Consider the following 25,891-nt stretch of genomic DNA (forward strand, 5'->3'; position numbering starts at 1 on the left):
GTAGCCGCCGGCACCCCTGTCCGCCGGACAGTGCGGGTGTCCGCGGACACCGGCCGCGCGCATCGGAGCCTTTGCGATCAAGTACTTGCCGCTGGCACGTTCCGTGCTTAAAGCCGCTTGCAACGCATCGTTCGAGCGAGCCGTATTCCATGAGCATCCGCGACACCTCCGCGCAGGACATCCCCGTCTCGACGCCCGCACCGGGCCGGCGCCGGAAGCGCCTGCTGCTGGCCGGCGGTGGCGCCGCGGTGGCCGCCCTCCTCGCCTTCGGCGTCTCCGCCCGCTTCGGCGGCAGCCGCTCGATCGACGCCGACCGCCTGCGCATCGCCGAGGTCACCCGCGGCACGCTGGTGCGCGACGCGTCCGTGAACGGGCGCGTGGTCGCGGCGGTCAGCCCGACGCTGTACGCGCCCGTCTCCGCGACCGTCGTCTTCGAGAAGAAGGCGGGCGACACCGTGAAGAAGGGCGACGTGCTCGCGCGGCTCGTCTCGCCCGAGCTCGAGAGCGAACTGCTGCGCGAGCGGTCCACGCTGCAGCAGATGGAGGCCGAATCCGGCACCGCGCGCATCGCCGCCTCGCGCAGCCGGCTGGACGCCAAGCAGGAAGCGGACGAGGCCGCGATCGCGCTGCAGGCCGCGCAGCGCGACCTCGACCGCACGCGCCGCGGCTTCGAGGGCGGTGCGCTCGCCGAGATCGACTACCTGCGCGCGCAGGACGCGCTCAAGACCGCGCAGATCCGCCATCGCAACGCGGTGCGCGGTGCGCAGCTTGCCGGCAGCAGCGCCGGCTTCAGCGTGCAGACCAGCGCGCAGCAGGCGCAGCGCCAGCGCCTGGTGGTTTCCGAGCTCGCACGCCGCGTGGCCGAGCTCGAGGTGCGCGCACCGATCGACGGCGTGATCGGCACCACGCTCGTCGCCGAGCGTGCGGTCGTCGCAGCGAACACCGCGCTGCTCACCGTCGTCGACCTCTCGCAGCTCGAGGTCGAGCTCGAGGTGCCCGAGACGTATGCGGAGGACCTCGGCCTGGGCATGACCGCGGAAGTCCGCATCGGCGCGGTGACCGCGCTCGCGACGATCGCGTCCGTCTCGCCCGAGGTGGTCAACCGCCAGGTGCTCGCCCGCGTGCGATTCGCCGACGGCAAGCAGCCGCCCGGCCTGCGCCAGAACCAGCGCGTGACCGCGCGCGTGCTGATCGAGGAGAAGCCGGGCGTGCTGATGGTGGCGCGCGGCCCGTTCGTCGACGCGCACGGCGGCCGCTACGCCTACTTCGTCGACGGCGATACGGCCGAGAAGCGCCCCCTGCGCATCGGCGCGACCAGCATCGCCGCGGTCGAGATCCTCGACGGCGCCAAGCCGGGCGATCGCCTGGTCATCGCCGGCAGCGACACCTTCGGCGACGCCGCGCGCGTCTCCATCGCCCAGTAACCGCATTCCCATCCCCGCAGAAGGATCCCGCCATGCTCCGCATGTCCCAGCTCAGCAAGGTCTACCGCACCCACATGATCGAGACGCACGCGCTGCGGGGCTTCGACATCCACGTCAAGGAAGGCGAATTCGTCGCGGTCACCGGCCCCTCAGGTTCAGGCAAGACCACGTTCCTCAACATCGCGGGCCTGCTGGAGGACTTCTCCGGCGGCGAGTTCTGGCTGGACGGCGTGGACACGCGCGGGCTCAACGACAACCAGCGCTCGCGCCTGCGCAACGAGAAGATCGGCTTCATCTTCCAGGGCTTCAACCTGATCGCCGACCTGAATCTCTTCGACAACGTCGATGTGCCACTGCGCTACCGCGGTTTCAGCGCGGCCGATCGCAAGAAGCGCATCGAGCAGGCGCTCGAGCGCGTCGGCCTGTCCTCGCGCATGAAGCACTACCCGGCCGAGCTCTCGGGCGGCCAGCAGCAGCGCGTGGCGATCGCGCGCGCGCTGGCCGGCAGCCCGCGCCTGCTGCTCGCCGACGAGCCCACGGGCAACCTCGACTCGCAGATGGCGCGGGGCGTGATGGAGCTGCTCGAGGAGCTCAACGGCGAGGGCACGACCATCATCATGGTCACGCACGATCCCGAACTGGCTGCACGCTCGCAGCGCAACGTGCACATCATCGACGGGCAGGTGACCGACATCTCGCACGGCCCGGCGCTCAGCGCGGTGGCCGCCTCGCTCGCCTCGCAGCCGGTCTGAGGACGCCGCCATGCTCGGTTACTACCTCAAGCTCGGCGTCCGCAACCTGCGGCGAAATCCGGTGCTCACCGCGCTGATGGTGCTCACCCTGGCCGTCGGCGTGGCGGCGAGCATGTCCTCGCTCACGCTGCTGTACGTGATGAGCGGCGATCCCATCCCGCAGAAGTCCGACCGCCTGTTCGTGCCGCTGCTCGACAATGCACCCGCGCAGCAACCCGACCCCAGCGACGACCCGCCGCCGCAGCTCACCTATCGCGATGCGATGGCCCTGCGCGCATCCGGCAAGAGCCAGCGCTCGACGGCGCTGCTCGGCATCGGCGGCGCGGTGGAGACCGGCAAGGCGGGTGCCCGCCCGATGCTGACCCAGGGTGCGGCGGTCAATGCGGACTTCTTCGCGATGTTCGACGTCCCGTTCGATCGCGGTGGTGCCTGGAGCGCGGAGGACGACTCGCGCGGCGGGAACGTGGCCGTGATCTCGCGCGACCTGGCCGAGCGTGCCTTCGGCGATGCCGATCCCGTCGGCAAGACCGTCCGCTTCGACCGTCGCGACTACACCGTCACCGGCGTGGTCGGCGACTGGGCGCCCCTGCCGAAGTTCTATCGCCTGATCGGCGGGAACACCTTCGATTTCGAGGACATCTACCTGCCCTTTGCGAACGCCATCGCCAACGAGATGGATCCGCAGGGCTCGGTCAACTGCAACATCAATGGCGAGCTCGAGCCTGGCTACAAGGGCCTGATGAACTCCGAATGCGTCTGGGTCCAGTTCTGGGTCGAGCTCGCGTCGGCCGGCGCCCGCACGGAGTACAAGGCATTCCTCGACAACTACGTGACCGAGCAGAAGAAGTTCGGCCGCTTCGAGCGACCGGTCAACAACCGCCTCTACAGCGTGATGGAGTGGCTGGAGGAGCAGGAAGTGGTCGGCGATGACAGCCGCCTGCAGACGTGGCTCGCCTTCGGCTTCCTGCTGGTCTGCCTGGTCAACGTGGTGGGCCTGCTGCTCGCGAAGTTCACCGCGCGCAGCGGCGAGATCGGCGTACGCCGCGCGCTCGGCGCCACGCGCGCCGAGGTGTTCAAGCAGTACCTGATCGAGTCGGGCGTGGTCGGCGTGGTCGGGGGCGTGGTCGGCGTGGGGCTCGCCTTCGCGATCCTCGCCTACATGGCCTCGCAGTCCGAGCAGATCGAGGCGATGGCGCGCATGGACGGCGTGATGCTCGCCACGGCGTTCGGCCTGTCGCTCGGCGCCAGCCTGCTCGCCGGCCTGCTGCCCACCTGGCGCGCCTGCCTGGTGCGTCCGGCCGTCCAACTCAAGTCGCAGTGACCGGAGAACGTCATGGAAATCCGCCCCATCCTCTCCTCCCTGCTGCGCAGCAAGACCGGCGCGGTACTCATCGCCGCGCAGATCGCGCTGACGCTCGCGATCATCTCCAATGCGCTCTACATCGTGAAGGACCGGCTCGACCGCTCCGCGCGACCCAGCGGCATCGACGAGGCGAACACCTTCTACCTGACCTTCGACGGCACGGGGGAGATCCCGGACACGGAAGCGATGCAGAAGCGTGACGTCGAAGTCCTCAAGGCCATCCCGGGCGTCGCGAGCGCCGCGTGGACGAACCAGTTCCCGATGACCCAGAGCGGCTGGGGCCTGTCGCTCTCGACCCGCCCGACGGACCCGTCGTCGGGCCTGGGGGCGGCCGCCTACTTCACGCCGGACACGGTCACCGAGGCCTACGGCTCGAAGTTCGTCGAGGGCCGCGATTTCACGCCGCAGGAAGTCGAGACGTTCGATCCGGAGACGGGCAACGTCGGCGCGGACGTGGTGATCGTCACCAAGCAGCTCGCCGGCCGCCTGTGGCCGGATGACGCGAACGTCGTCGGCAAGACCGTGCATCTGGGCAGCGGGCCGGACGCACGCCCGATGCGGGTGGTCGGCGTGATCGACCAGCTGATGACGCCGTTCGCGCAGTCGAGCGACAACGCCTACAGCAGCTTCGTGCTGCCGGTGCGGCAACTCGCCGCGCAGGCCAGCTACATCGTGCGCACCGAGCCGGGGCAGCGCGAGCGCGTGATGCGCGCCGCCGAGGACCAGCTGGCCAAGCTGCGCGACGATCGCGTGCTGATCTTCAACGATGCGGCCGAGACCGCGCGTGCGCAGCGCTACCAGGCCGAGAAGTCGGTCGCGGGCATGCTGCTCGCGGTCACGATCGGCCTGCTCGTGGTCACCGGCAGCGGCATCGTCGGCCTCGCCAGCCTGTGGGTCACGCAGCGTCGCAAGCAGATCGGCGTGCGGCGTGCGCTCGGTGCGCGGCGCTTCGACATCCTGCGCTACTTCCTCGTCGAGAACGCGATGATCAGCACGGTGGGCATCGTGCTCGGCGTCGCGCTCGCGCTGGGGCTGAACCAGCTGCTCGTCGCGAAGCTCGAGTTGCCGCGCCTGCCGCTGGAATACCTTGCCTTCGGCATGCTCACGCTCTGGGGCTTGGGCATACTGGCGGTATACGGACCGGCCTGGCGCGCGTCCGCGGTGCCGCCGGCGATCGCGACCCGCAGCGCCTGACGCGTCCCTCGGGGACGATCGACTCACCACCCGCCGCCTCCGCCCGTGCGGAGGCGGCACTCCACGCCGAGTGCTGATGGCCCGCATCCTCGTCATCGACGACAACCCCGCCGTCGCCACCGCCCTCGACGTGCTGTTCTCGCTGCATGACATCGAGACGGTCGCGGCGCAGTCGCCCGAGGACGGCCTCGCGCTGCTCGATCGCGAGCCGATCGATCTCGTCGTGCAGGACATGAACTTCCGCGCCGACACGACCTCGGGCGAGGAAGGCCGCGCACTGTTCGCGGAGATCCGCGCGCGGCATCCGGACCTCCCGGTGATCCTGCTCACCGCGTGGACCCACTTGGAGGCGGCGGTCGACCTCGTGCGCGCCGGCGCCGCCGACTACCTCGGCAAGCCTTGGGACGACCGCAAGCTGCTCGCGTCGGTCAACAACCTGCTCGAGCTCTCGCAGGCGCGGCAGGAGATCACGCGGCGTCGGACGTCGGAGAAGCGTCGCCAGGACGCACTCTCGCGCGAGTTCGAGCTGCGCGGCGTGGTGTTCGCGGACGCGGCCACCGAGGCCGCGCTCTCGCTCGCCTGCCAGGTCGCGCGCTCCGAACTGCCGGTGCTGATCACCGGGCCGAATGGGGCCGGCAAGGAGAAATTCGCCGAGATCGTGCATGCGAACTCACCCGTGGCCTCGGGGCCGTTCGTCGCGCTCAACTGCGGCGCGCTGCCCGCCGAGCTGATCGAGGCCGAGCTGTTCGGCGCGGAGGCCGGCGCCTACACCGGTGCCAACCGCGCCCGCGAGGGCAAGTTCGAGGCCGCCGACGGCGGCACGCTGTTCCTCGACGAGATCGGAACCCTTCCGCCCGCGGGGCAGGTGAAGCTGCTTCGCGTGCTGGAGACGGGGCGTTTCGAGCGCCTTGGCGGCAACCGCGAGCGCAGCGTGCACGTGCGCGTGGTCAGTGCGACCAATGCGGACCTTCCTGCGATGATCGCCGCCGGCACCTTCCGCCAGGACCTCTTCTATCGCCTCAATGCGGTCGAGGTTCGCGTGCCCGCGCTCGCCGAGCGTCCCGACGACATCCTCCCGCTCGCACGGCATTTCCTTCCCACCGGCAAGCGCCTCGGCACCGATGCCGAGCGTGCGCTGCTCGCGCATGCATGGCCCGGCAACGTGCGCGAGCTGCGGAACGTGATCCAGCGCGCCGCCCTGCTTTCCCGTGCGGACGCCATCGCGGCGCCCGACCTGGGCCTGCCGGCCCCGCCGGCGAGCACCGGCGACGAGCCCGACCGCGCCGCGATCGAAGCGGCGCTCGCGCGGCATGGCGGGGTGGTCGCGCAGGCCGCGCAGGAGCTCGGCTTGAGCCGCCAGGCGCTGTACCGGCGCATGGAGCGGCTCGGCCTCGGGCGCGCGGGCGCGTGATCCCGATGGCGCACGGGCAGCCCGCATGCTGAGGCGCCTGCGCCGTCTGCCGCTGTGGCTGAAGTTCACCGCGGTGGCGTGGGCCTACGTCCTCGGCGGCGCGCTGGTCGCGCTCGCACTCGAGCCGTTCGTCGCGCACCGCTGGATCGCCGCGGCGGCCGTCGCACTGGCCATTGCCCCGCTGCTGGCGCTGCATGCACGCCGGCTCACCTCGCCCGCGCGCTCGCTGTTCCGTGCACTGGCCGGCACCGTGGCGAGCTATCGCGACGGCGACTTCAGCTTCGGGCTGAACTGGGACGGCGGTGGCGAGCTCGGCGAGCTCGTCGACGCGCACAACCAGCTTGGCCAGGTGCTGCGCGAGCAACGCCTCGCGCTCGTGCAGCGCGAGCTGCTGCTCGACACCATGGTGCAGAACACGCCCGTCGCGATGGTCCTGGTCGACCCGGCGCGGCGCGTGGTGCACGGCAACCTCGCGGCGCGGCGCATGCTCGGCGACGGCCGCCGGCTCGAGGGCCAGGCCTTCGGCGAACTGCTCGAGCGCGCGCCCGAGGCCTTCCGCGATGCCTTCGAGCGCGGTGGCGACGCGATGTTCACCGTGGGCGATGCCGATGCCGAGGAGATCTATCACCTGTCGCGCCGGCACTTCCGCCTCAACGGCCGGCGCCACGAGCTGGTGCTGCTGCGCCAGCTCACCGCGGAGTTGCGCCGGCAGGAAGTGCAGACCTGGAAGAAAGTCATCCGCGTGATCAGCCACGAGCTCAACAATTCGCTCGCGCCGATCGCCTCGCTCGCGCATTCGGGCGCCGAGCTGTTGCGCCGCGGGCAGTACGAGAAGCTCCCCATCGCGCTCACCACGATCGAGGAGCGTGCCCGGCATCTCGAGGGCTTCATCCGCGACTACGCGCGGTTCGCGAAGCTGCCGGCGCCGCGGCTGGAGACGGTCGAATGGGCGCGTTTCCTCGCGCAGCTGCGGTCGCAGGTGGCGTTCGCGGGCACGACCGACATCGAGGGCGCGGCGCGGCTGGACGCCGCGCAGATGGAGCAGGCGCTCCTGAACCTGCTTAAGAACGCGCACGAATCGGGCTCGCCGGCGGAGCAGGTCGAGCTGCTCGTGCGGCGCCTGCCCGACGCCTGGCGACTCGACGTGCTCGACCGCGGCCAGGGCATGAACGAGGCCGTGCTCGCGAACGCGCTGCTGCCGTTCTACTCGACCAAGCGCAACGGCACCGGCCTCGGGCTGGCGCTGGTGCGGGAGATCGCCGAGGCGCACGGCGGCCGCGTCTCGCTCGCCAACCGCAGTGACGGCGGGCTCTGCGTCTCGATGACGTTGCCCGACTGATCCGCCCTCGCGGTCGCGCGCCCCGCCACGAAAAAACCGCGCGATGGGCGACCGGCGCCGGCCGGCCGCGCATCGCGCGGTCCACGACGCAGGGTCAGCGCGCGACGGTCGTCGTCGCGCGGGTCAGCGTGCCGTCGATCGTGTAGTTCGCCAGCACCGTCGCATAGCCCTTCACCCGGTAGGTGTAGGTGCCGGGCTTGGTGACGGCGTATTCCAAGGTCTCGGGGTTGGTGAGCGTGGCCGCGGTGGCGACTTCCACGCCGTCGGGGTCGACCAGCGCGAAGTCGATGTCGACGCCACCGGTCCAGCCGAGCACCGCCTTGATCGAGATGACGTCGGCACCGACCTCGAACGCGTACTCGTCGATTTCCAGGTTCTCCGCCGACGGGCCCATCGTGCCGGTGTAGCGCTGCGCCGTGGTGCTGAGCGTGGTGGTGGTCGGGTACAGCTTGCCCTCGGTCAGGCTGCCGTCGAAATAGATGTTGCCCGACAACCCACGCAGCTCCACCTTGTGCAGGCCCGCGGCCAGCCCGGTGAGAGGAAAGCTGCTGCGCACCGGCGTTTCGGCATAGAAGCTGATCCGGCCCACGTTCTTGCCGTCGACGTAGACGTCCGCGAGGCCGCCGCGCGCATCACGCGGATAGAGCAGCTGCGCGTCGCGGCCCTCGAAGGCCAGCGTGAGCCGCGGCGCCGACTTCTTGGTGACGGTCGCCTTCTGGAAGGTGCCGTCGGTGGCGTTGCTGCCCGTCGCCGTCGACCAGCTGCCGCTGTAGCTGATCAGCGCGTCGCTCTCGTTGGCGATGAGCCAGGCGCCCTTGCTCGACCACTGGCGCACGCCCTGCAGGAAGGCGCCGCGCTGGCCGACGGTGCGGCTCGCCACGTCGACGGCCTTGAGCACGTCGATGTAGCCGCCGCCCACCACGTGGTAGGGGTAGTTCATCGGCGACGCGGTCGAAACCAGGATGTTCTCGATCTGGTCGGGCGAGAGGTCGGGGTTCGCCTCGAGCAGCAGCGCCGCGGTGCCCGCCACGAACGGCGTCGCCATCGACGTGCCGCTCATGCTCGCGTAGTACTGCGTGTAGGTCGGGTTCGCGGGGTCCAGGACCGGGCCGAGGGCCGGCAGGATCGTGTTGAGTGCGCGCGTGGAGATGATGCTCGAGCCCGGCGCGACCACGTCGACGTGCTTGTAGAAGTCGCCCTCGAGGCCGCGGCTCGAGAAGTCGGAGAGATCCTTCGCCTTCGTGCCGGAGCCGACGTTGATCACCCAGGGCACGATCGCGTACGGATTGAGGACGTCTTCCGATGGGCCGTCGTTGCCGGCGGCGAAGGTCACCACGATGCCCTGTCGGTAGGCCTCGTAGCTCGCCTTGTTGATGGGGTTGCTGGGGTCGTAGGCGCCGCCGGAGGCGCCCCAGGAATTGGTGATGACGTCGATGCCGTACTTCTCGCGGTTCGCGATCGAGTAGTCGAAGCCCATCAACGCGTGCAGGATGCTGAGGCCCTCACCGGCGCCGAGGCCGACGAGCTGCGCGCCCGGTGCGATGCCCGCATGCGCGCGCGGGCGCCGCGCGTCGGCGATCGACGCCTCGCCCGTGCCGGCGACGGTGCCGGCCACGTGCGAGCCGTGGCCGCTGGTGGTGTCGGTGTTCGGCACGTTCTCGATGTAGGTCGAGGCGCCGGCAGTGCCGAGGTCGCCGACGAGCTTCACGTTCTGGATCACCTTCGCGCCGCGCGGGAGATCCGGATGCGTGGCATCCACGCCCGAGTCGAGCACCGCGATGGCGACGCCCTTGCCGGTCAGGCCGATCGCGTCCTGCACGACATGGCCGCCGGTGATCTGGCCGGCGTCGTAGTTGAAGTACTTGAGTGGCGCGTCGAAATAGATGCTCTCCACGCCCTCCCACTTCGCCACCTCGCGCACCTGCGCGGAGGTCAGCAGCGCGCCCGCCATCGGCAGCGACTTGAGCGGCAGGATCTGCGAGGTGAGCGTCGTCAGGCGCGGCATCTGCGCGCGGTCACTGAACGTGACGATCACCCGGTGCGTGGGCTGCAGCGCGAGGCGCTGCTGCAGCTCGGGCGAGATCAACGCGGCCGCGTCGGCGGTGCTGGACAGCCCGAGGCCCGCGGCGATGGCGAGGCCCAGGATGGAACGGGGGACGAGATGGCGCATGGCGGGCTCCCGGCGGAGTGGGGGGCCTTCGACTCTCCTCGCCTGGCGCCCGCAGGCCCAGCCGGGATTTCCACCACGTCGGCAGGGGGAAACCCCCACGCCCGGCGGTCCCCGCCGCGCATCGGCCCCTGTGGCGCGATCTTGCTTGTGTGCGCCGCGGCGGCAGTCATGCGGGAATCACGGGATGCCTGCGGGGGCGGGTCCGGGGCTGGGTCCGGCATGCGACGGGAAGCCCGCGCGGCGAAAGGCTGCGTCGCCGTATCGGGGCGCATGTCGGCCTGGAACGGCAGCGGGACGCTGACACGGTGGCGCCGACATCCGCCGGACCCTGCGCCTGCCACGAGCCTGGCGAGCGCGAGCCGCCCGCCGCGGCGCCCCCGGCAGGTCGACCGCTCTGGATCGCTACTTCGGCTGCTTCTTCGGCCGCTGCCAGCCTTCGATCGTCGCCTGCCGCGCGCGCGCCACGCTCAGCTCGCCGGGCGGCGCGTCACGGGTGATCACCGAGCCGGCGCCGATCGTCGCGCCGCGGCCGACCGTCACCGGCGCCACCAGCGCGGTGTTCGAGCCGATGAAGGCCTCGTCCTCGATCGTGGTGAGGTGCTTGTTCGCGCCGTCGTAGTTGCAGGTGATCGTGCCGGCGCCGATGTTCACGCGCGTGCCGACGATCGAATCGCCCACGTAGCTCAGGTGGTTCGCCTTGCTCGCCACGCCCATGCGCGTGTTCTTCGTCTCGACGAAGTTGCCGATGTGCACGCCGTCGGCGAGCACCGTGCCCGGCCGCAGCCGCGCGAACGGGCCGATCTGCGCCGCGCCCTCGACCACCACGCCCTCGAGGTCGCAGTGCGCGCGCACCTCGGTGCCCGGCCCGAGCACGACGTCCTTGAGACGGCAGAACGGGCCGATGCGCACGCCGTCGCCGAGCGTCACCTCGCCCTCCAGGATCACGTCGACGTCGATCTCCACGTCCATCCCCACGCGCACCGTGCCGCGCTGGTCGAAGCGCGCGGGGTCCACCAGCCGCGCGCCCGCCACGCACAGCGCCTGCGCGCAGCGCCGCTGCAGCGCGCGCTCGAGCTGCGCGAGCTGCCATGGATCGTTCGCGCCCTCCACCTCCTGCGGATCGTCGACGCGCACGATCTCGGCCGGGCTGAACTCGTCGGCGGCGGCGTTGAAGACGTCGGTGAGGTAGTACTCGCCCTGCGCATTGTCGTTCGACAGGTGCGCAAGCCAGCGACGCAGCGGCTCGGCATCGGCCACGAGGATGCCGGTGTTGACGGTGGTGATCTCGCGCTCGTCGTCCGTCGCGTCCTTGTGCTCGACGATGCGGGCCACCTTGCCGGCCGCGTCGCGGATCACGCGCCCGTAGCCGGTCGGGTCGTCGAGCTCGGCCGCGAGCATCGCGATGCGGTCTTCCGCCGCGAGCAGGCGGCTCAGGGTCGCCTCGCGGATCAGCGGCACGTCGCCGTAAAGGATCAGCACGCGCGCGTCCTGCTCGACCTGCGGCATCGCCTGCTGCACCGCATGGCCCGTGCCCAGGCGCACCGTCTGCTCGACCCAGTCGAGGTCGTCCTGCCCGGCGAAGGCCTCGAGCACCTGCTCGCCGCGATGGCCGTAGACGACGTGGATGCCGCGCGCGCCGAGCAACCGTGCGGTGTCGACGACGTGCTGCAGCATCGGCTGGCCGGCGACCTTCTGCAGCACCTTCGGCAGGGTCGACTTCATGCGCTTGCCCTCGCCGGCGGCGAGGATGATGACGTGCAGGGGCGCGGTCATGGCGGTCCGGCGAGTGTTCGGGAACCGGGATTCTAGCGGTGCGCTGTTAGGATGCCGGCCGTGTCGTCCCCCGCCTCCCTCCCTCCCCCGCGCCCCGGCGTCGAGCGCGTGCTCGTCGGCGCGGGCTTCTTCGCATGCGCGGCCGGATACGTCGGCCACGCGATGTGGGAAGACCTGTCACGCCTGCGGATCGTCGAAGCACTCGTCCTGGTCGCGCTGGCGGCACTCGCGGCCGTCGTGCCGGTGCGCGTTCGCCGGTGGTCCTGGGCATCGGCCCTGCTGGCAGTGTGGATGATCGGCGCGGTGGCGATGGCGGGCGTGGCCACCACCGGGGCCGCGCTGCTGCTCGCGCTCGGCGCGATGGCCATCGGCTCGCTGGCCGGGTTCCCGCGGTCACCGGGACTCTCCGGGCTCCTTGGCGCCGCGGTCATCGCCGGAGCAACGGGATGGCTGCTGCCCCTACCGGTCCATCACGCCTGGACCTACCTACCGGTGCTCGTCACGCTGGTGGCTTGGCGACGCAGGCACGTCGCCCTGCAACTGCGGGTGGCGCGGGGAGCGTGGCGACGCGCCGTCGTCGCGGCGCCGGGAACCGCGGCGGTCGTCATGGCGGTGGTCGGCCTCGCCTCGACCGGCAGCTGGCTGCCAACGGTCCAGTTCGACGACCTCGCCTATCACCTCAACCTGCCGTGGCAACTGGCGACGTCCGGTCGCTACATGCTCGATCCGACGCACCAGGCGTGGTCGCTGGCCCCATGGGCCGGTGACGTGCTGCAGGCGATCGCGCAGACGATCGCCGGCGGCGAGGCCCGGGGACCGGTCAACCTGCTGTGGCTGGCCTCGGCGTCGGCCGCGCTCTGGTCGCTGGGCGGTGCACTAGGCCTCGTGCCGTGGATGCGCTGGCTGTCGCTGGCGCTCCATGCGAGCACGCCGTTCGTGCTGGCGCAGCTCGGCGGCATGCAGACCGAGCTGCCGGCGACGGCACCGACAGTCGCGCTGATGGCGCTTGTGCTGCACGGTCGCCCGGACCGGCGGCATCTCCTCGCGGCCGGGCTTCTCGGCGGACTGTTGTGCGGCCTGAAGAGCCTGCACGGCCTGGCCGCCGTCGGCATCGTGGCCGCCGGCCTCTGGCGCTGGCGAGCGCAGCTTCGAACGATGCCCGCCGCGGTGGTTATGGCACTCGCCGCGGCGCTGGGCGTGGGGGGGTCGAGCTATGCGTACGCTGCATGGATCAGCGGAAACCCCGTGCTCCCGCTGTTCAACCACGTCTTCCGTTCGCCCGCGTTTCCGGCGGTCGAATTCACTGACACGCGCTGGCTCACCGGCTTCGGGCCTCGGCTCCCGTGGGACCTGACCTTCACGACATCCCGCTTCTTCGAAGGGTGGGATGGCGCACTGGGATTCACGCTCGTGGCACTCGGCGGCGCGATGCTCGCCGCGCTCCGGGAACGCAGGACGCGCTTAGCCGTCGTATGCGGCGCGGTCGCGCTGCTGCTCCCGCTCGTCTTCATCCAGTACGCCCGCTACGCCGTAGTCGGCCTCGTGCTGCTGGTTCCGCCGGCGCTCCTCGTGCTGCAACGGAGCCTGTCGACGCGACACGCGATGCGAGCGCTCGGCCTGCTATGCGCCCTCAACCTCGCCTACCTGGGCAACGCCTACTGGACCCTGCGCACCGGTGGCGTCAAGCGCGCCCTCGCGGCCGCGGGTAGGGACGCGCCGCTTTTCGACGAGTACGCGCCCGAGCGCCGCGTTGCCGCCGTGATCCGGGAGCGAGGCGGCGCGGGCGCGGTACTCGACCTCACCGGGAGCGGACACGCGGAGTTTGGCGCGGCGGGTCGTACCGCGACCTGGTATTCGCCTCGCCTGAGCGCGGCCGCCGCGGCATGTGATCGCGACCCAAGTGGCACGTGCTGGGCGGCGCTGCTACGCCGCGAGAAGATCGCGCATGCGTTCGGCCGCACGTCGCAGTTGCATCCCAGCCGCCGTGCGGCGCTCGCCCGGCTGGGCGCCGACCCCACCGTGATCACCAGCGACCTAGAGTGGTGGCGCATTCCAGCATCGAGCCTCCGATGAGCCTCACCCGCCAAGGCCGCAACTACCTCACCATCGGCATCCTGCAATGGCTGCTCGATTGGGCGATGGTGGTGGCGCTGAGCCATGCAGGCCTGTCGATCGAGGCGGCGAACGTGCTCGGCCGCATCGCCGGAGCGGCACTGGGCTTCTGGCTCAACGGCCGCGTGACGTTCGCCGGCGAGCACACGACGGTCGGCGGCCCGCAGCTCGCACGCTTCGGCCTGATGTGGCTCGGCACCACCGCGGTGTCGACCTGGTCGCTCGGCATGATCGAGAACACGGTGGGCCTGCAGTCGGCCTGGCTCGCCAAACCGGCGGTCGAGCTCGTGCTCGGCATCGTGGGCTTCGGGCTTTCGCGCCATTGGGTGTATCGGCGCTAACCCACCACGTTACGTGCTCCGTCGATGCCGGTACGGCATGTGTCCTCGTATCGGGCGCACCTAGCCGCACATAGGGCGTGGTGACGCGGCAATCCGATGTGCTCCGACTGCGGAACACTCCGGTGACGACGGATTCGTCGCGGACACTTGAGGCCGCCGACCCTTTTCATCCGCGCCGCGCTCCCGTGTCGATCGGACGACCCATGACGATCGACCTCGACACCGCACGAGTATCCAAGCCCGGGCATACCGTCGGTCACCCCCAACAAAAAACGCCGGCGCAGGGCCGGCGTTTCTTCAGGTCGGAGTGACGCCTCAGTGCTTGAGGTTGCGCCGCAGCCGCTCGAGCGCGCTGAGCTGCGCGATCGACATCGCCAGCTGGGCCTGCGCCTGCTCGAGCGACATCTTCGGGTCCTTCTGCGCAAGGATGCGCTCGGCCTCGGCCTTGGCGGCGCGCGCCGCGGCCTCGTCGATGTCCTCGGCGCGGATCGCCGCATCGGCCAGCACCGTCACCACGTGCGGCTGCACCTCGAGGATGCCGCCGGAAATCGCGAAGTCCAGGTGCTCGCCGCCCGGCAGGGTCACGACGACCTTGCCCGGCTTCAGGCGCGTGATCAGCGGGGTGTGCTTCGGCGCGATGCCGAGCTCGCCCATTTCGCCGGTCGCGACGACCAGCTCGGCCTCGCCGTGGAAGATCTCCTGCTCGGCGCTGACGATGTCGCAACGGATCGTGGATGCCATGGTGTTCCCGTTCGGTTCGTGGAGCATCGGGGGCCGGATCAGGCCGGCCCCGCGGAAGTCATCCGGCTCAGCCGGCGAGCTTCTTGGCCTTCTCGAACGCTTCCTCGATGCCGCCGACCATGTAGAACGCCTGCTCCGGCAGGTGGTCGCACTCGCCCTCGACGATCATCTTGAAGCCGCGGATCGTGTCCTTCAGCGCGACGTACTTGCCCGGCGAGCCGGTGAAGACTTCGGCCACGTGGAACGGCTGCGAGAAGAAGCGCTCGATCTTGCGGGCGCGCGACACGGCCTGCTTGTCCTCTTCCGACAGCTCGTCCATGCCGAGGATCGCGATGATGTCCTTGAGCTCCTTGTACTTCTGGAGCGTCGACTGGACCTTGCGCGCCACGTCGTAGTGCTCGGTGCCGATGACGTTCGGGTCGAGCTGGCGCGACGTGGAGTCCAGCGGGTCGACCGCCGGGTAGATGCCCAGCGAGGCGATGTTTCGCGACAGCACGACGGTGGCGTCAAGGTGGGCGAACGTGGTCGCCGGCGACGGGTCGGTCAGGTCGTCCGCGGGCACGTAGACGGCCTGGATCGAGGTGATCGAGCCGGTCTTGGTCGAGGTGATGCGCTCCTGCAGCACGCCCATTTCCTCGGCGAGCGTCGGCTGGTAACCCACGGCCGACGGCATGCGGCCGAGCAGCGCCGACACTTCAGTACCGGCCAGCGTGTAGCGGTAGATGTTGTCCACGAACAGCAGCACGTCGCGGCCCTTGCCCGTGGCCGGGTCCTTGTCGTCGCGGAAGTACTCGGCCATGGTCAGGCCAGTCAGCGCGACGCGCAGGCGGTTGCCCGGCGGCTCGTTCATCTGGCCGTAGACCATCGCGACCTTGTCGAGGACGTTCGAGTCCTTCATCTCGTGGTAGAAGTCGTTGCCCTCGCGGGTACGCTCGCCCACGCCGGCGAACACCGACAGGCCCGAGTGCGCCTTCGCGATGTTGTTGATGAGCTCCATCATGTTGACGGTCTTGCCGACGCCGGCGCCGCCGAACAGGCCGACCTTGCCGCCCTTGGCGAACGGGCACATGAGGTCGATGACCTTGATACCCGTCTCGAGCAGGTCCGAACCGGACGACTGATCCTCGTACGACGGCGCCGCACGGTGGATCTCCCAGAAGTCCGACGCCTGCACCGGGCCGGCCTCGTCGATCGGCGTGCCGAGCACGTCCATGATGCGGCCGAGCGTGCCGGCGCCGACCGGCACCGCGATCGCGCGGCCGGTGTTGTTGGCGACGAGGCCGCGCTTCAGGCCGTCCGTCGAGCCGAGCGCGATCGTGCGCACGACGCCGTCGCCCAGCTGCTGCTGGACTTCCAGCGTGATCGCCGTGCCGTCGACCTTCAGCGCATCGTATACGCGCGGCACCGCGTCGCGCGGGAACTCGACGTCGACGACCGCGCCGATGATCTGGACGATGGTGCCCGTGGTGCTGGGAGTGACCTGAGCGTTCATGGGATGTTTCCTTGGTAAGCCGATTCGGTGAGTGCGAGCGCGGGCGACGCGCTCAGCGGGGTGGCATCAGACCGCGGCGGCGCCGCCGACGATCTCCGAGATTTCCTGGGTGATCGCGGCCTGGCGGGCCTTGTTGTAGACGAGGTTGAGCGTGCCGATGAGCTTGGTCGCGTTGTCGCTCGCGGCCTTCATCGCGACCATGCGCGCGGCATGCTCGGAGGCGATGTTCTCGAGCACCGCCTGGTAGACCAGCACCTCGATGTAGCGCTGCATCACGTGCTCCAGCACCGTCGGCGCGTCGGGCTCGTAGATGTAGTCCCAGTCGTGGCGCGCGACCGTCTCCGTCGCCGGCGGCAGCGGGAGCAGCTGGTCGAACGTCGCCTGCTGGCTCATAGTGTTCACGAAGTGGTTGTAGGCGAGGAAGACGCGATCGACCTGTCCGGCCTCGTACGCATCCAGCACCACCTTCACCACGCCGATCAGCTGCTCGAGCTTCGGGTTGTCGCCGAGATGCGTCGCCGTGGCGAGCGTCTCGACGTCAAGGCGGCGGAAGAACACCGCGGCCTTCTGGCCGACGGTGACCACGTCCACGCCCACGCCCTGCTCCTGCCAGCGGCGGAACTCGCCGACCAGCTTGCGGAACATGTTGTTGTTGAGGCCGCCGGCCAGGCCGCGATCGCTCGAGACGATCACATAGGCCACGCGCTTCACGCTCTCGCGTTCGACCATGTACGGATGCCGGTAATCGCTGCTCGCCTGGGCGAGGTGGCCGATCACCTGCCTCATGACCCGCGCATACGGGCGCGAGGTCTTCATGCGGTCCTGCGCCTTGCGGATCTTCGAGGCGGAGACCATCTCGAGCGCGCGCGTCACCTTGCGGGTGTTCTGCACGCTCTTGATCTTGGATTTGATTTCGCGTCCGCCTGCCATCTCTCGCTCGCTCTTCTGCTGCTACCGGGATCGGGGCGCGGCGACCGCGCCCCCAATGACCGCTGGGATTACCAGCTGCCCGTCTGCTTGAACTCGGCGATCACCTGCTTGAAGGTGCCCTCGATCGAGTCGTCCCACGCGCCGGTCTGCGTGATGCGGTTCGACAGCTCGCCCTGCGTATTGACGAAGTGCGCGTGCAGGCCGGCTTCGAAGGCACCGATCTTCGAGACCGGCACGTCGTCCATGTAGCCCTTGTCGACGGCGTAGATCGACAACGCCTGCAGCGCGATCGGCAGCGGGGCGTACTGCTTCTGCTTCATCAGTTCGGTGACGCGCTGGCCGCGCTCGAGCTGCTTGCGGGTCGCCTCGTCGAGGTCGGAGGCGAACTGCGCGAACGCCGCGAGCTCGCGGTACTGGGCGAGCGCGATACGGATGCCGCCCGAGAGCTTCTTGATGATCTTGGTCTGCGCGGCGCCACCGACGCGGCTAACCGAGATGCCGGCGTTCACGGCCGGGCGGATGCCGGCATTGAACAGGTCGGTCTCGAGGAAGATCTGGCCGTCGGTGATCGAGATGACGTTCGTCGGCACGAATGCGGACACGTCGCCCGCCTGCGTCTCGATGATCGGCAGCGCGGTCAGCGAACCCGTCTTGCCAGTCACCTGGCCGCCGGTGAACTTCTCGACGTACTCCTCGGACACGCGCGAGGCGCGCTCGAGCAGGCGCGAGTGCAGGTAGAACACGTCGCCCGGGTACGCCTCGCGGCCCGGCGGGCGGCGCAGCAGCAGCGAGATCTGGCGATAGGCGACGGCGTGCTTGGACAGGTCGTCGTAGATGATCAGTGCGTCTTCGCCGCGGTCAAGGAAGTACTCGCCCATGGCGCAGCCCGCGTACGGCGCGATGTACTGCATCGCGGCCGACTCGGACGCGGTGGCCGCGACGACGATCGTGTGCGCAAGCGCGCCCTGCTCTTCCAGGCGACGCACGACGTTGGCGACGGTCGAGTTCTTCTGGCCGATCGCGACGTAGATGCACTTAATGCCGGTGCCCTTCTGCGCGATGATCGCGTCGACGGCCATGGCGGTCTTGCCGGTCTGGCGGTCGCCGATGATCAGCTCGCGCTGGCCGCGGCCGATCGGGATCATCGAGTCGACCGACTTGTAGCCCGTCTGCACGGGCTGGTCGACCGACTTGCGCCAGATCACGCCCGGCGCGACGCGCTCGACTGGCGCGCTCAGTGCGGCGCCCAGCGGGCCCTTGCCGTCGATCGGCTCGCCCAGTGCATTGACGACGCGGCCGAGCAGCTGCGGGCCGATCGGCACCTCGAGGATGCGGCCGGTGGTCTTGGCCACCGCGCCCTCGCGCAGGTGCTCGTAGTCACCCAGCACCACGGCGCCGACGGAATCGCGCTCGAGGTTCAGCGCGAGCGCGGTCGTGCCGCCCGGCAGCTCGATCATCTCGCCCTGCATCACGTCGGCCAGGCCGAAGATGCGGACGATGCCGTCGGACACGGAGGTCACGGTGCCTTCGTTGCGGGCCTCGGCGGCCAGACCGACCTGCTCGATGCGGGTCTTGATCAGTTCGCTGATTTCGGACGGGTTGAGCGTGTTCTGCATGGGAGGTTCCCTGGTTCCGGGCGCGGGCCCGGGAGTAGATGAATTCGGGGCGTTACGCGGCGAGCGCCGACTGCAGGCGCTCGAGCTTGCCGCGGACGGAGCCGTCGATCACGACGTCGCCGGCGTCGATCACCGCGCCGCCGATCAGCGTCGCGTCGATCGCGGTCTCCAGCTCGACCTCGCGGCCGAAGCGGCGACGCAGCCCGTCGCGGATCGCGGCCAGCTCGGCGTCGGACAGGCTCGTCGCCGAGGTGACGCGCGCCTTGACCACGCGGTCGGCCTCGGCGCGGAACTGCTCGAACAGGCCGGCGACCTCGGGCAGCAGCTCGAGGCGGCGGTTGTCGGAGAGCATCTGGACGAAGCGCGCGACGCTCGCGTCGCCGCCGTCCATCACGAGCAGCTGGGCCGCCTGCGCGGACGTCAGTTGCGGATGCTTGAGCACCGCGTGCGCCTGCGGGTCGGCCGCCACGCGCGCGGCGAAGGCCAGCGCCTGCGACCACGCGGCGACGCGGCCTTCGTCCTTCGCGGCGTTGAACGCGGCGCGGGCGTAGGGACGGGCGAGAGTCAGGGCCTGGCTCATCGATGGACTCCGGTCAGAGCTGCTGCGCGAGCTCGTCGAGCAATGCGCGGTGCGCGTTCGCGTCGATCTCGCGACGCAGGAGCTTCTCGGCGCCGGCGACGGCGAGCGTCGCCACCTGGCCGCGCAGTTCCTCGCGGGCCCGATTGGCGGTCGCGACGAGTTCGGCTTCGCCGAGCGCCTTCTGGCGGTTGGCTTCGGCGATCGCTTCCTGGCGGGCCTGCTCGATGATCTGGTTGGCGCGCTGGTGCGCCTGCTCGATGATCTCGTTGGCCTTGCCACGCGCTTCGCGCACCGCCGCGTCGGCATTCGACTGCGCCTGCTCGAGCACCTTCTGGCTGTTGTCGGCGGCCGACAGGCCTTCGGCGATCTTGCGCTGGCGCTCCTCGATGGCACCGAGCAGCGGCGGCCAGATCTTGGTCGCGATGATCCAGATGAGGCCTGCGAAGGCCAGCGCCTGGGCGAATAGGGTGAGGTTGATATTCATCTGCTGACGCTCTGCCTGGAGGGGACGGCGAGGCGCGAGGCGCCTGCGTGACCACCGTGCCGCGAGCCGTACTGGCCCGCGGCACTCGTGCCCGGATTACTGGGCAGCGGCAGCGGCCGTACCGGTGTTCGCGGCAGCAACGCGGCCCGACAGCGGGTTGGCGAACGCGAGCAGCAGCGCGACGGCGACCGTGATGATGAACGCGGCGTCGATCAGGCCGGCGGTGATGAACATGCGGACCTGCAGGACCGGGATCAGCTCGGGCTGACGCGCGGCGGACTCGAGGAACTTGCCCGACATGATGGCCAGACCGATACCGGCGCCGAGCGCGGCGAGACCGATCATGATGCCGATGGCCAGGGCGGTCGAGGCTTCGACGGCGGCGAAATGTGCGAGGAAGTTTTCCATGGTTCTCTCCGGGACAGCGCTAGTTGAAGGTGAAGGTGGAACTGAAAAGGGGTGCAGCGGGCAGGATCAGTGCGCGTCTTCCGACAGGCTCAGGTAGACGATCGACAGCATCATGAAAATGAAGGCCTGCAGCGGGATGACCAGCAGGTGGAACAGCATCCAGCCGAGGCCGAACGCACCGCCGGCGAGCGCACCGAGGATGCCGGCGCCGCCGAGGACCCAGATCAGCAGGAAGACGATCTCGCCGCCGAACATGTTGCCGAACAGTCGCATCGCCAGCGACACCGGCTTGCTCAGCCACTCGACGATGTTGAGGATCAGGTTGAACGGCAGCATCCACTTGCCGAACGGCGCCGTCAGGAATTCCTTCGTGAACCCGCCGATGCCCTTCGCGCGCAGCGCGAAGAAGAGCATCAGGAAGAAGACGCTGATCGACATGCCGAGCGTGGCGTTCACGTCGGCGGTCGGCACCGGCTTGAAGTAGTGCACGCCGACGAGCTCGAGCGGCTTGGCGATGAAGTCGGCCGGGATCATCTTGATGAGGTTCATCAGGAGGATCCAGAAGAACAGGGTGATCGCGATCGGCGTCACCAGCTTGCTCTTGCCGTGGTAGGTGTCCTTCGCCTGGCGGTCGACGAACTCCAGGCAGATCTCGACGAACGCCTGCCACTTGCCCGGCACGCCCGCGGTCGGGCGGCGCGTGGCCAGCCAGAACATGCCGACCATCACGAGGCCCATCAGCAGCGCCATCGCGAGCGTGTCGACGTGCAGCGTCCAGAAGCCGCCCTCGTCGACCTTGAACGTCAGGTTCTGCAGGTGGTGCTGGATGTACCCGGAAGGGGTCAGTTCCGCTTCGGACGCCATATCTCTTGGAACTCCGCGATTCGAATACCGCCCGGATGGCTAGCGCCGGGTCGCCACGAGCACGTTCACGACCAGCGCGAGGACCACGCCCCCGAGGACCGGCAGTGCCGGCAGGTGCCAGGCCGCGAGTGCGAGACCGATGCCGGTCGACACCACGAACCACTTGGCGACCATGCCGAGGAACCATCGGCCCAGCACCACGCCGGCCGGGCTGACGCCGCCGCCGACCATCAACCAGGCCGAGAGCGCGCTGCCCAGGGTCATCGCGAGCCCGCCGGCCAGTGCCGCACCCGCATGCGCGGGACCGGCGGCCAGACGGAGCACCAAGGCCAGGAGGAGGACGGCGCCGAGCTGCCAGACGGACGCGCGCACCGCGGTGCGGCGAGCGACTGACAAGGAGGGCTGCACGTCGGTCTCGCTGGTCGAGGGGTGGGCGCGCAAAAGCGCCCTGGGGAGCCGGAAAAGTATAGAACGCGTGAGGTTTCCGGGCAACCGCGGAAAGCCATGCCTGCCGGGCGCGGCCCCGGTCCCCGGTGCGCTGGGCCCCCGATCGATCGCCCGGCCCGGCGGCGGCTCGGATGCGCCAAGGCGACGCGCTGGAGGATTTGCGTGGCATGCCGACTCGAAGCGGCGCGCCGCGGACACGGGCCTGATCGCGTCGGCCGCTTCGCCCCTTGGGGGGCGGCAAGCCCGCCGGCGCGGCCGTGCGCGCGAAGGATATGCGTGTGGATTGCGAGCCCGGTCCTCGAGCGCCCGCCGTGACGCGCGCCCTCGCCACGGGCGTGCCGCGGGCTCGGCCGGGGCGTACGACGAACGGTAGGACCGCCGCGCCGCGTCCGGGAACTTACCGGGGCGTGCGGACTCCTATGGAGGCCCGCTCCGTCGCGACGCCCTCTCTCCTCGTCGACGGTCGCGCCGTGACGGGCTGAAGCCCCGGCCCCGCCGGGGCTTCGCTTTTCCGGCGACCGGGACATGCACCGCTCGCAGGCCGTATCGACGTGTTGGACGAGCGCCCGACGATGCAGGGCCACACCGCACGATGCCCTCGGGATGGAGCCGCCCGCCGCGACGCGGTGCGCATGCGTGGTACTACGAGCGACCGTCAGCCGCCCCAGGGCGATCAGCCGAGCGCCGCGCCCCGCCCCTTTCGAAGCCGACGCGACGGCGCGGATCCTATTGCTCTTCGAGCGCCCAATCCGCTGCGGCGCGTGCATGCAGCGCCGTGGTGTCGAACAGCGGGACATCGGCATCGCCGGCGCCGACGAGCAGGCCGATCTCCGTGCAGCCGAGAACTACGCCCTGCGCGCCGCGCGCGACGAGCGCGGAGATGATCGCGCGGTAGCGCTCGCGCGAGTCGCCGCGGATCTCGCCGCGACAGAGCTCGTCGTAGATCACGCGATGGATGTCGTCGCGCTCGTCCGCTTCCGGGACGAGCACGTCCAGGCCGTGCGTTTCCAGACGCTCGCGATAGAACGGCTGCTCCATGGTGAAGCGTGTGCCGAGCAGCGCGACCCGATTGAGCCCTCGCGCGCGGATCGCGGCCGCGGCCACGTCGGCGACGTGCAGCAGCGGCAGGTCGACGGCGCCCGCGATCGCGGGCGCGAGCAGATGCATCGTGTTGGTGCAGATCACGATCGCCTCGGCACCGCCCGCCTGCAGCCGACGCGCCGCATCGACCATCAGCGCAGCGGCGCCGTCCCAGTCACCGGCATGCTGCAGGTCCGCGACTTCCGCGAAGTCGACGCTGTAGAGCAGCAGCTTCGCCGAATGCAGCCCGCCGCGGCGCTCGCGAACGCGCTCGTTGACGAGCCGGTAGTACGGGAGCGTGGACTCCCAGCTCATGCCGCCGATCAGGCCGAGGGTGCGCATCACTTCTTTTTCGGGATGTAGAGGTCGGTGATGGTGCCTTCGAAGACTTCGGCGGCCATGCCGACCGATTCGCTCAGCGTCGGATGCGGATGGATCGTCATGCCGATGTCGGCGACCTCGCAGCCCATCTCGATCGCGAGCGCGACCTCGGCGATGAGATCCCCTGCATGCACGCCGACAATGCCACCGCCGATCACGCGGTGCGTGGCCTCGTCGAAGATCAGCTTGGTAAAGCCTTCCGTGCGGCCGATGCCGATCGCGCGACCGCTCGCCGCCCACGGGAACTTGCCGACGCCGACCTTCAGGCCCTTCGCCTTCGCTTCGGTCTCGGTGACGCCGACCCACGCGATCTCGGGATCGGTGTAGGCCACCGACGGGATCACGCGCGCAACCCAATCGCGCTTCTCGCCGGCGGCGACTTCCGCGGCGAGCTTGCCCTCATGCGTGGCCTTGTGCGCGAGCATCGGGTTACCCACGATGTCGCCGATCGCGAAGATGTGCGGCACGTTGGTGCGCATCTGGCGGTCGACCGGGATGAAGCCGCGCTCGCCCACCTGCACGCCCGCGGCTTCGGCGCCGATCTTCGCGCCGTTCGGGCTGCGGCCGACGGCGACGAGCACGCGGTCGTAGGTCTGCGGCTCGGGCGCATTGCCACCCTGCTGCATCGCCTCGAACGTGACGCGGATGCCGGCCTCCGACGCCTCGACCCCCGCGGCCTTGACGTTGAGGTGCACGGTGACGCCCTGCTTCTTCAGGCGATCGGCGAGCGGCTTGACGAGGTCGGTGTCCGCGCCCGGCATCAGCTGCGCGCCGAGCTCGACGACGGTGACCTGCGAGCCGAGCGCGCGGTAGACCGTCGCCATCTCCAACCCGATGATGCCGCCGCCCACGACCAGCAGCGACTTCGGGATCTCGGCGAGCATCAGCGCATCGGTGGAGTCCATGATCCGCGGATCGCCCCACGGGAAGTTCGGCAGCTTCACCGCCTGGCTGCCGGCGGCGATGATGCAGTGTTCGAAGCGGATGAGCTGCGTGCCGGCCTCGCCCTGCACTTCGACCTCGTTCGGGGAGACGAAGCGGCCGGTACCCTGCACCGTGCGCACCTTGCGCTGCTTCGCCATCCCGGCGAGGCCCTTGGTCAGCTGGCCGACGACCTTTTCCTTGTAGGTCCGCAGGGCGTCAAGCTGGATCTGCGGCGCGGCGAAGGTGATGCCGTAGTCCTTCGCATGCTGCGCCTCGTCGATCACGGCCGCGGCGTGCAGCAGCGCCTTCGACGGGATGCAGCCGACGTTGAGGCAGACGCCTCCGAGGCTGGCGTAGCGCTCGACCAGCACGGTGTCGAGGCCGAGGTCCGCGGCGCGGAACGCGGCCGTGTAGCCGCCGGGGCCCGCGCCGAGGACCAGCATGCGGCATTCGATGTCCGCCTTGCGCCCGGTCGCCGGTGCAGCGGCCGGCGACGGCGCCGCGGTCGCCGCGGAGGACGCCGACGGCGCGCCGCCCTTCGCATCGCCATAGCCCTTGGCACCCGCGTCCCCGGATGGCGCGGCCCCATTCGCGGTGCCCGGTGCGTTCTCATTCGGCGCTGAAGACGTCGTGGGCGCGGCGTGCTGGTCCGGTGTGCCTGATGCCGCCGCGGCCGGCGTCGCGTCGCCCTCACCTTCCGCCTCGAGGATCGCGATCACCACGCCCTCGCCGACTCGGTCGCCGACCTTGATTCGCAACTCACGGACGACACCCGCGTCCGACGACGGCACCTCCATCGTCGCCTTGTCGGATTCGAGCGTGGCGAGGCCCTGATCCTTCGACACGCGATCGCCGACCGCGACCAGCACCTCGATCACGGGCACGGCGTCGAAGTCGCCGATGTCGGGGACTTTCACTTCGATCTGGCGGGCCATCAGCGTTCCTCGTTTCTCGTGGGACCGGCCGCCACGGGCGGCTCGATCAGGGGTTCTTCGCGCGCCTCGCGCTCGACGTCGTGCTGCGCATCATTGTCGGCGAGCGCGGCGCGCTCGGCCTCGCTCGGCGGTGGGGCCTCGGGCGGCATCGCGGGCTCGAAGGCCACGGCGTCACCGCGCAGCATGGCCACCGCGCCCGGGCCGGTGTGCCCGAAGAGGCTGCGCAGGTTCAGGTCGCGCTGCGGGAACGGCAGCTCCACGCCGTGCTTCACCAGCGCGGTGTGCAGCGCCCAGTAGTAGGCCGCCTTCACGGCGCTCGGCCGTTTGGTGGCGTCCGCATCGATCCAGACCACCAGCTCGAAATCGAGCGAGCTCTCGCCGAAGCCGACCAGCCAGACCTGCGGCCCGCGTGGGCCGTCCTGCGTGAGCGTGAACGGCACCTCGTGCGCGGCCTCGAGCGCGGCGCGCTTCACCAGCTCCTTGTCGGTGCCGTAGGCCACGCCGAAGGGCACGTGCAGGCGGCGCGTGGTCTCCAGCAGCGTCCAGTTCACCACGCGCCCGCTGACGAACTCGGAGTTGGGCACGAGGATGTTGAGGTTGTCGTTCGTCATGATCCGCGTGGCGCGGATCTTGATGTCGCGCACGATGCCATGCACGCCGGATTCGAGCTCGACGAAATCGCCGACCTTGATCGAGCGGTCGAAGAGCAGGATCAGGCCGGAGACGAAGTTGTTGAAGATCGCCTGCAGGCCGAAGCCCAGGCCCACGCCGAGGGCGCCGGCGAATACCGCGAACTTCGTGATCGGAATGCCCGCGACTTCGAGCGCGAGCAGCACGCCGATCACCAGTAGCGCGTAACGCAGTACGCGGCTCATCGTGTAGACCGCCGCCGCGTTGGCCCCGCGCTGCTCGCCGAAGCGGCAGAGCGCGCGCGAGGCGATCTTCGAGACGATGAACGCCGCGATCAGCAACAGCAGGGCGGCGACGAGCTCGCCGACGGTGAGGTCGAGCCCGGCGACGCGGAACAGCTCGAAGTCGAGCAGCGGCTGCAGCCCCTTCCAGCCGTCCTGCGCCACATCGCGCATGCGGTCACCCGCGGCGTCGATCCGGCGTGCCGCGCCGTTCGCCAT

22 protein-coding genes are annotated in these 25,891 nt (G+C 70.0%); 8 read left to right on the forward strand and 14 right to left on the reverse strand.

Features of this window, described 5'->3' with window-relative positions:
* The first annotated feature begins 149 nt into the window (after window positions 1-149).
* The 6 genes from ACYVJJ_RS04370 to ACYVJJ_RS04395 all read left to right on the forward strand — a co-directional run bounded on the left by ACYVJJ_RS04370 (window position 150) and on the right by ACYVJJ_RS04395 (window position 7,483).
* Entirely contained in the window at window positions 150-1,424 is a 1,275-nt protein-coding gene (locus tag ACYVJJ_RS04370) for an efflux RND transporter periplasmic adaptor subunit (RefSeq protein ID WP_460831416.1), read from the forward strand.
* Between the two features lie 32 nt (window positions 1,425-1,456).
* Window positions 1,457-2,176 (forward strand): ABC transporter ATP-binding protein, encoded by a 720-nt coding sequence (locus ACYVJJ_RS04375; protein ID WP_460831417.1) that lies wholly within the window; start codon window positions 1,457-1,459, stop codon window positions 2,174-2,176.
* A 10-nt stretch (window positions 2,177-2,186) separates the two neighbouring features.
* On the forward strand, window positions 2,187-3,497 hold the full coding sequence (locus ACYVJJ_RS04380) for an ABC transporter permease (RefSeq protein WP_460831418.1): 1,311 nt from the start codon (window positions 2,187-2,189) through the stop codon (window positions 3,495-3,497).
* A gap of 12 nt (window positions 3,498-3,509) precedes the next feature.
* Window positions 3,510-4,733 carry an ABC transporter permease gene (locus tag ACYVJJ_RS04385; protein ID WP_460831420.1) on the forward strand — a complete coding sequence of 408 codons (1,224 nt, stop codon included), beginning with the start codon at window positions 3,510-3,512 and terminating at the stop codon, window positions 4,731-4,733.
* Between the two features lie 76 nt (window positions 4,734-4,809).
* Complete coding sequence (locus ACYVJJ_RS04390) at window positions 4,810-6,144, forward strand: sigma-54-dependent transcriptional regulator (protein ID WP_460831422.1); 1,335 nt, start codon at window positions 4,810-4,812, stop codon at window positions 6,142-6,144.
* A 25-nt stretch (window positions 6,145-6,169) separates the two neighbouring features.
* The gene (locus tag ACYVJJ_RS04395) at window positions 6,170-7,483 is read left to right on the forward strand and encodes a sensor histidine kinase (RefSeq protein WP_460831423.1); all 1,314 of its coding nucleotides are present in this window, start codon (window positions 6,170-6,172) and stop codon (window positions 7,481-7,483) included.
* Between the two features lie 94 nt (window positions 7,484-7,577).
* Here ACYVJJ_RS04395 and ACYVJJ_RS04400 read toward each other — a convergent pair whose 3' ends face one another.
* Window positions 7,578-9,653 (reverse strand): S8 family serine peptidase, encoded by a 2,076-nt coding sequence (locus ACYVJJ_RS04400; RefSeq protein WP_460831424.1) that lies wholly within the window; start codon window positions 9,651-9,653, stop codon window positions 7,578-7,580.
* A 402-nt stretch (window positions 9,654-10,055) separates the two neighbouring features.
* The gene (glmU, locus tag ACYVJJ_RS04405) at window positions 10,056-11,426 is read right to left on the reverse strand and encodes a bifunctional UDP-N-acetylglucosamine diphosphorylase/glucosamine-1-phosphate N-acetyltransferase GlmU (protein WP_460831426.1); all 1,371 of its coding nucleotides are present in this window, start codon (window positions 11,424-11,426) and stop codon (window positions 10,056-10,058) included.
* Window positions 11,427-11,486: 60 nt separating this feature from the next.
* Between glmU and ACYVJJ_RS04410 the strand changes: the two genes are divergently transcribed.
* Window positions 11,487-13,499 (forward strand): hypothetical protein, encoded by a 2,013-nt coding sequence (locus tag ACYVJJ_RS04410; RefSeq protein WP_460831427.1) that lies wholly within the window; start codon window positions 11,487-11,489, stop codon window positions 13,497-13,499.
* Complete coding sequence (locus ACYVJJ_RS04415) at window positions 13,496-13,879, forward strand: GtrA family protein (RefSeq protein ID WP_460831429.1); 384 nt, start codon at window positions 13,496-13,498, stop codon at window positions 13,877-13,879. Before ACYVJJ_RS04410 ends, ACYVJJ_RS04415 begins: the two co-directional genes overlap by 4 nt.
* Before the next feature lie 315 nt (window positions 13,880-14,194).
* Here the strand turns inward: ACYVJJ_RS04415 and ACYVJJ_RS04420 are convergent, their stop codons facing one another.
* The 12 genes from ACYVJJ_RS04420 to ACYVJJ_RS04475 all read right to left on the reverse strand — a co-directional run bounded on the left by ACYVJJ_RS04420 (window position 14,195) and on the right by ACYVJJ_RS04475 (window position 25,891).
* On the reverse strand, window positions 14,195-14,620 hold the full coding sequence (locus ACYVJJ_RS04420; protein WP_460831430.1) for a F0F1 ATP synthase subunit epsilon: 426 nt from the start codon (window positions 14,618-14,620) through the stop codon (window positions 14,195-14,197).
* Window positions 14,621-14,687: 67 nt separating this feature from the next.
* Window positions 14,688-16,112: a F0F1 ATP synthase subunit beta gene (gene atpD / locus ACYVJJ_RS04425; protein ID WP_460831432.1), complete on the reverse strand. Its 1,425-nt coding sequence runs from the start codon at window positions 16,110-16,112 to the stop codon at window positions 14,688-14,690.
* Between the two features lie 66 nt (window positions 16,113-16,178).
* Window positions 16,179-17,042 carry a F0F1 ATP synthase subunit gamma gene (gene atpG, locus ACYVJJ_RS04430; RefSeq protein ID WP_460831434.1) on the reverse strand — a complete coding sequence of 288 codons (864 nt, stop codon included), beginning with the start codon at window positions 17,040-17,042 and terminating at the stop codon, window positions 16,179-16,181.
* A 68-nt stretch (window positions 17,043-17,110) separates the two neighbouring features.
* Window positions 17,111-18,658 carry a F0F1 ATP synthase subunit alpha gene (atpA, locus tag ACYVJJ_RS04435; protein ID WP_460831435.1) on the reverse strand — a complete coding sequence of 516 codons (1,548 nt, stop codon included), beginning with the start codon at window positions 18,656-18,658 and terminating at the stop codon, window positions 17,111-17,113.
* A 52-nt stretch (window positions 18,659-18,710) separates the two neighbouring features.
* A complete protein-coding gene (locus ACYVJJ_RS04440; protein ID WP_460831437.1) occupies window positions 18,711-19,238 on the reverse strand; it encodes a F0F1 ATP synthase subunit delta in 528 nt (175 codons plus the stop codon).
* A gap of 13 nt (window positions 19,239-19,251) precedes the next feature.
* Entirely contained in the window at window positions 19,252-19,722 is a 471-nt protein-coding gene (locus tag ACYVJJ_RS04445) for a F0F1 ATP synthase subunit B (protein ID WP_460831439.1), read from the reverse strand.
* A gap of 96 nt (window positions 19,723-19,818) precedes the next feature.
* Window positions 19,819-20,130 carry a F0F1 ATP synthase subunit C gene (gene atpE / locus ACYVJJ_RS04450; protein WP_460831440.1) on the reverse strand — a complete coding sequence of 104 codons (312 nt, stop codon included), beginning with the start codon at window positions 20,128-20,130 and terminating at the stop codon, window positions 19,819-19,821.
* Window positions 20,131-20,196: 66 nt separating this feature from the next.
* A complete protein-coding gene (gene atpB / locus ACYVJJ_RS04455) occupies window positions 20,197-20,994 on the reverse strand; it encodes a F0F1 ATP synthase subunit A (RefSeq protein ID WP_460831442.1) in 798 nt (265 codons plus the stop codon).
* A 39-nt stretch (window positions 20,995-21,033) separates the two neighbouring features.
* Window positions 21,034-21,390: a hypothetical protein gene (locus ACYVJJ_RS04460; RefSeq protein ID WP_460831444.1), complete on the reverse strand. Its 357-nt coding sequence runs from the start codon at window positions 21,388-21,390 to the stop codon at window positions 21,034-21,036.
* Window positions 21,391-22,167: 777 nt separating this feature from the next.
* Window positions 22,168-22,863: an aspartate/glutamate racemase family protein gene (locus ACYVJJ_RS04465; RefSeq protein ID WP_460831445.1), complete on the reverse strand. Its 696-nt coding sequence runs from the start codon at window positions 22,861-22,863 to the stop codon at window positions 22,168-22,170.
* Window positions 22,863-24,761, reverse strand: coding sequence for a dihydrolipoyl dehydrogenase (gene lpdA / locus ACYVJJ_RS04470; protein WP_460831447.1), 1,899 nt, complete (start codon window positions 24,759-24,761; stop codon window positions 22,863-22,865). Before lpdA ends, ACYVJJ_RS04465 begins: the two co-directional genes overlap by 1 nt.
* The gene (locus tag ACYVJJ_RS04475; RefSeq protein WP_460831449.1) at window positions 24,761-25,891 is read right to left on the reverse strand and encodes a mechanosensitive ion channel family protein; all 1,131 of its coding nucleotides are present in this window, start codon (window positions 25,889-25,891) and stop codon (window positions 24,761-24,763) included. The genes lpdA and ACYVJJ_RS04475 overlap by 1 nt, the downstream gene beginning before the upstream one ends.

The organism is Lysobacter humi (ex Lee et al. 2017) (genome assembly GCF_054781815.1).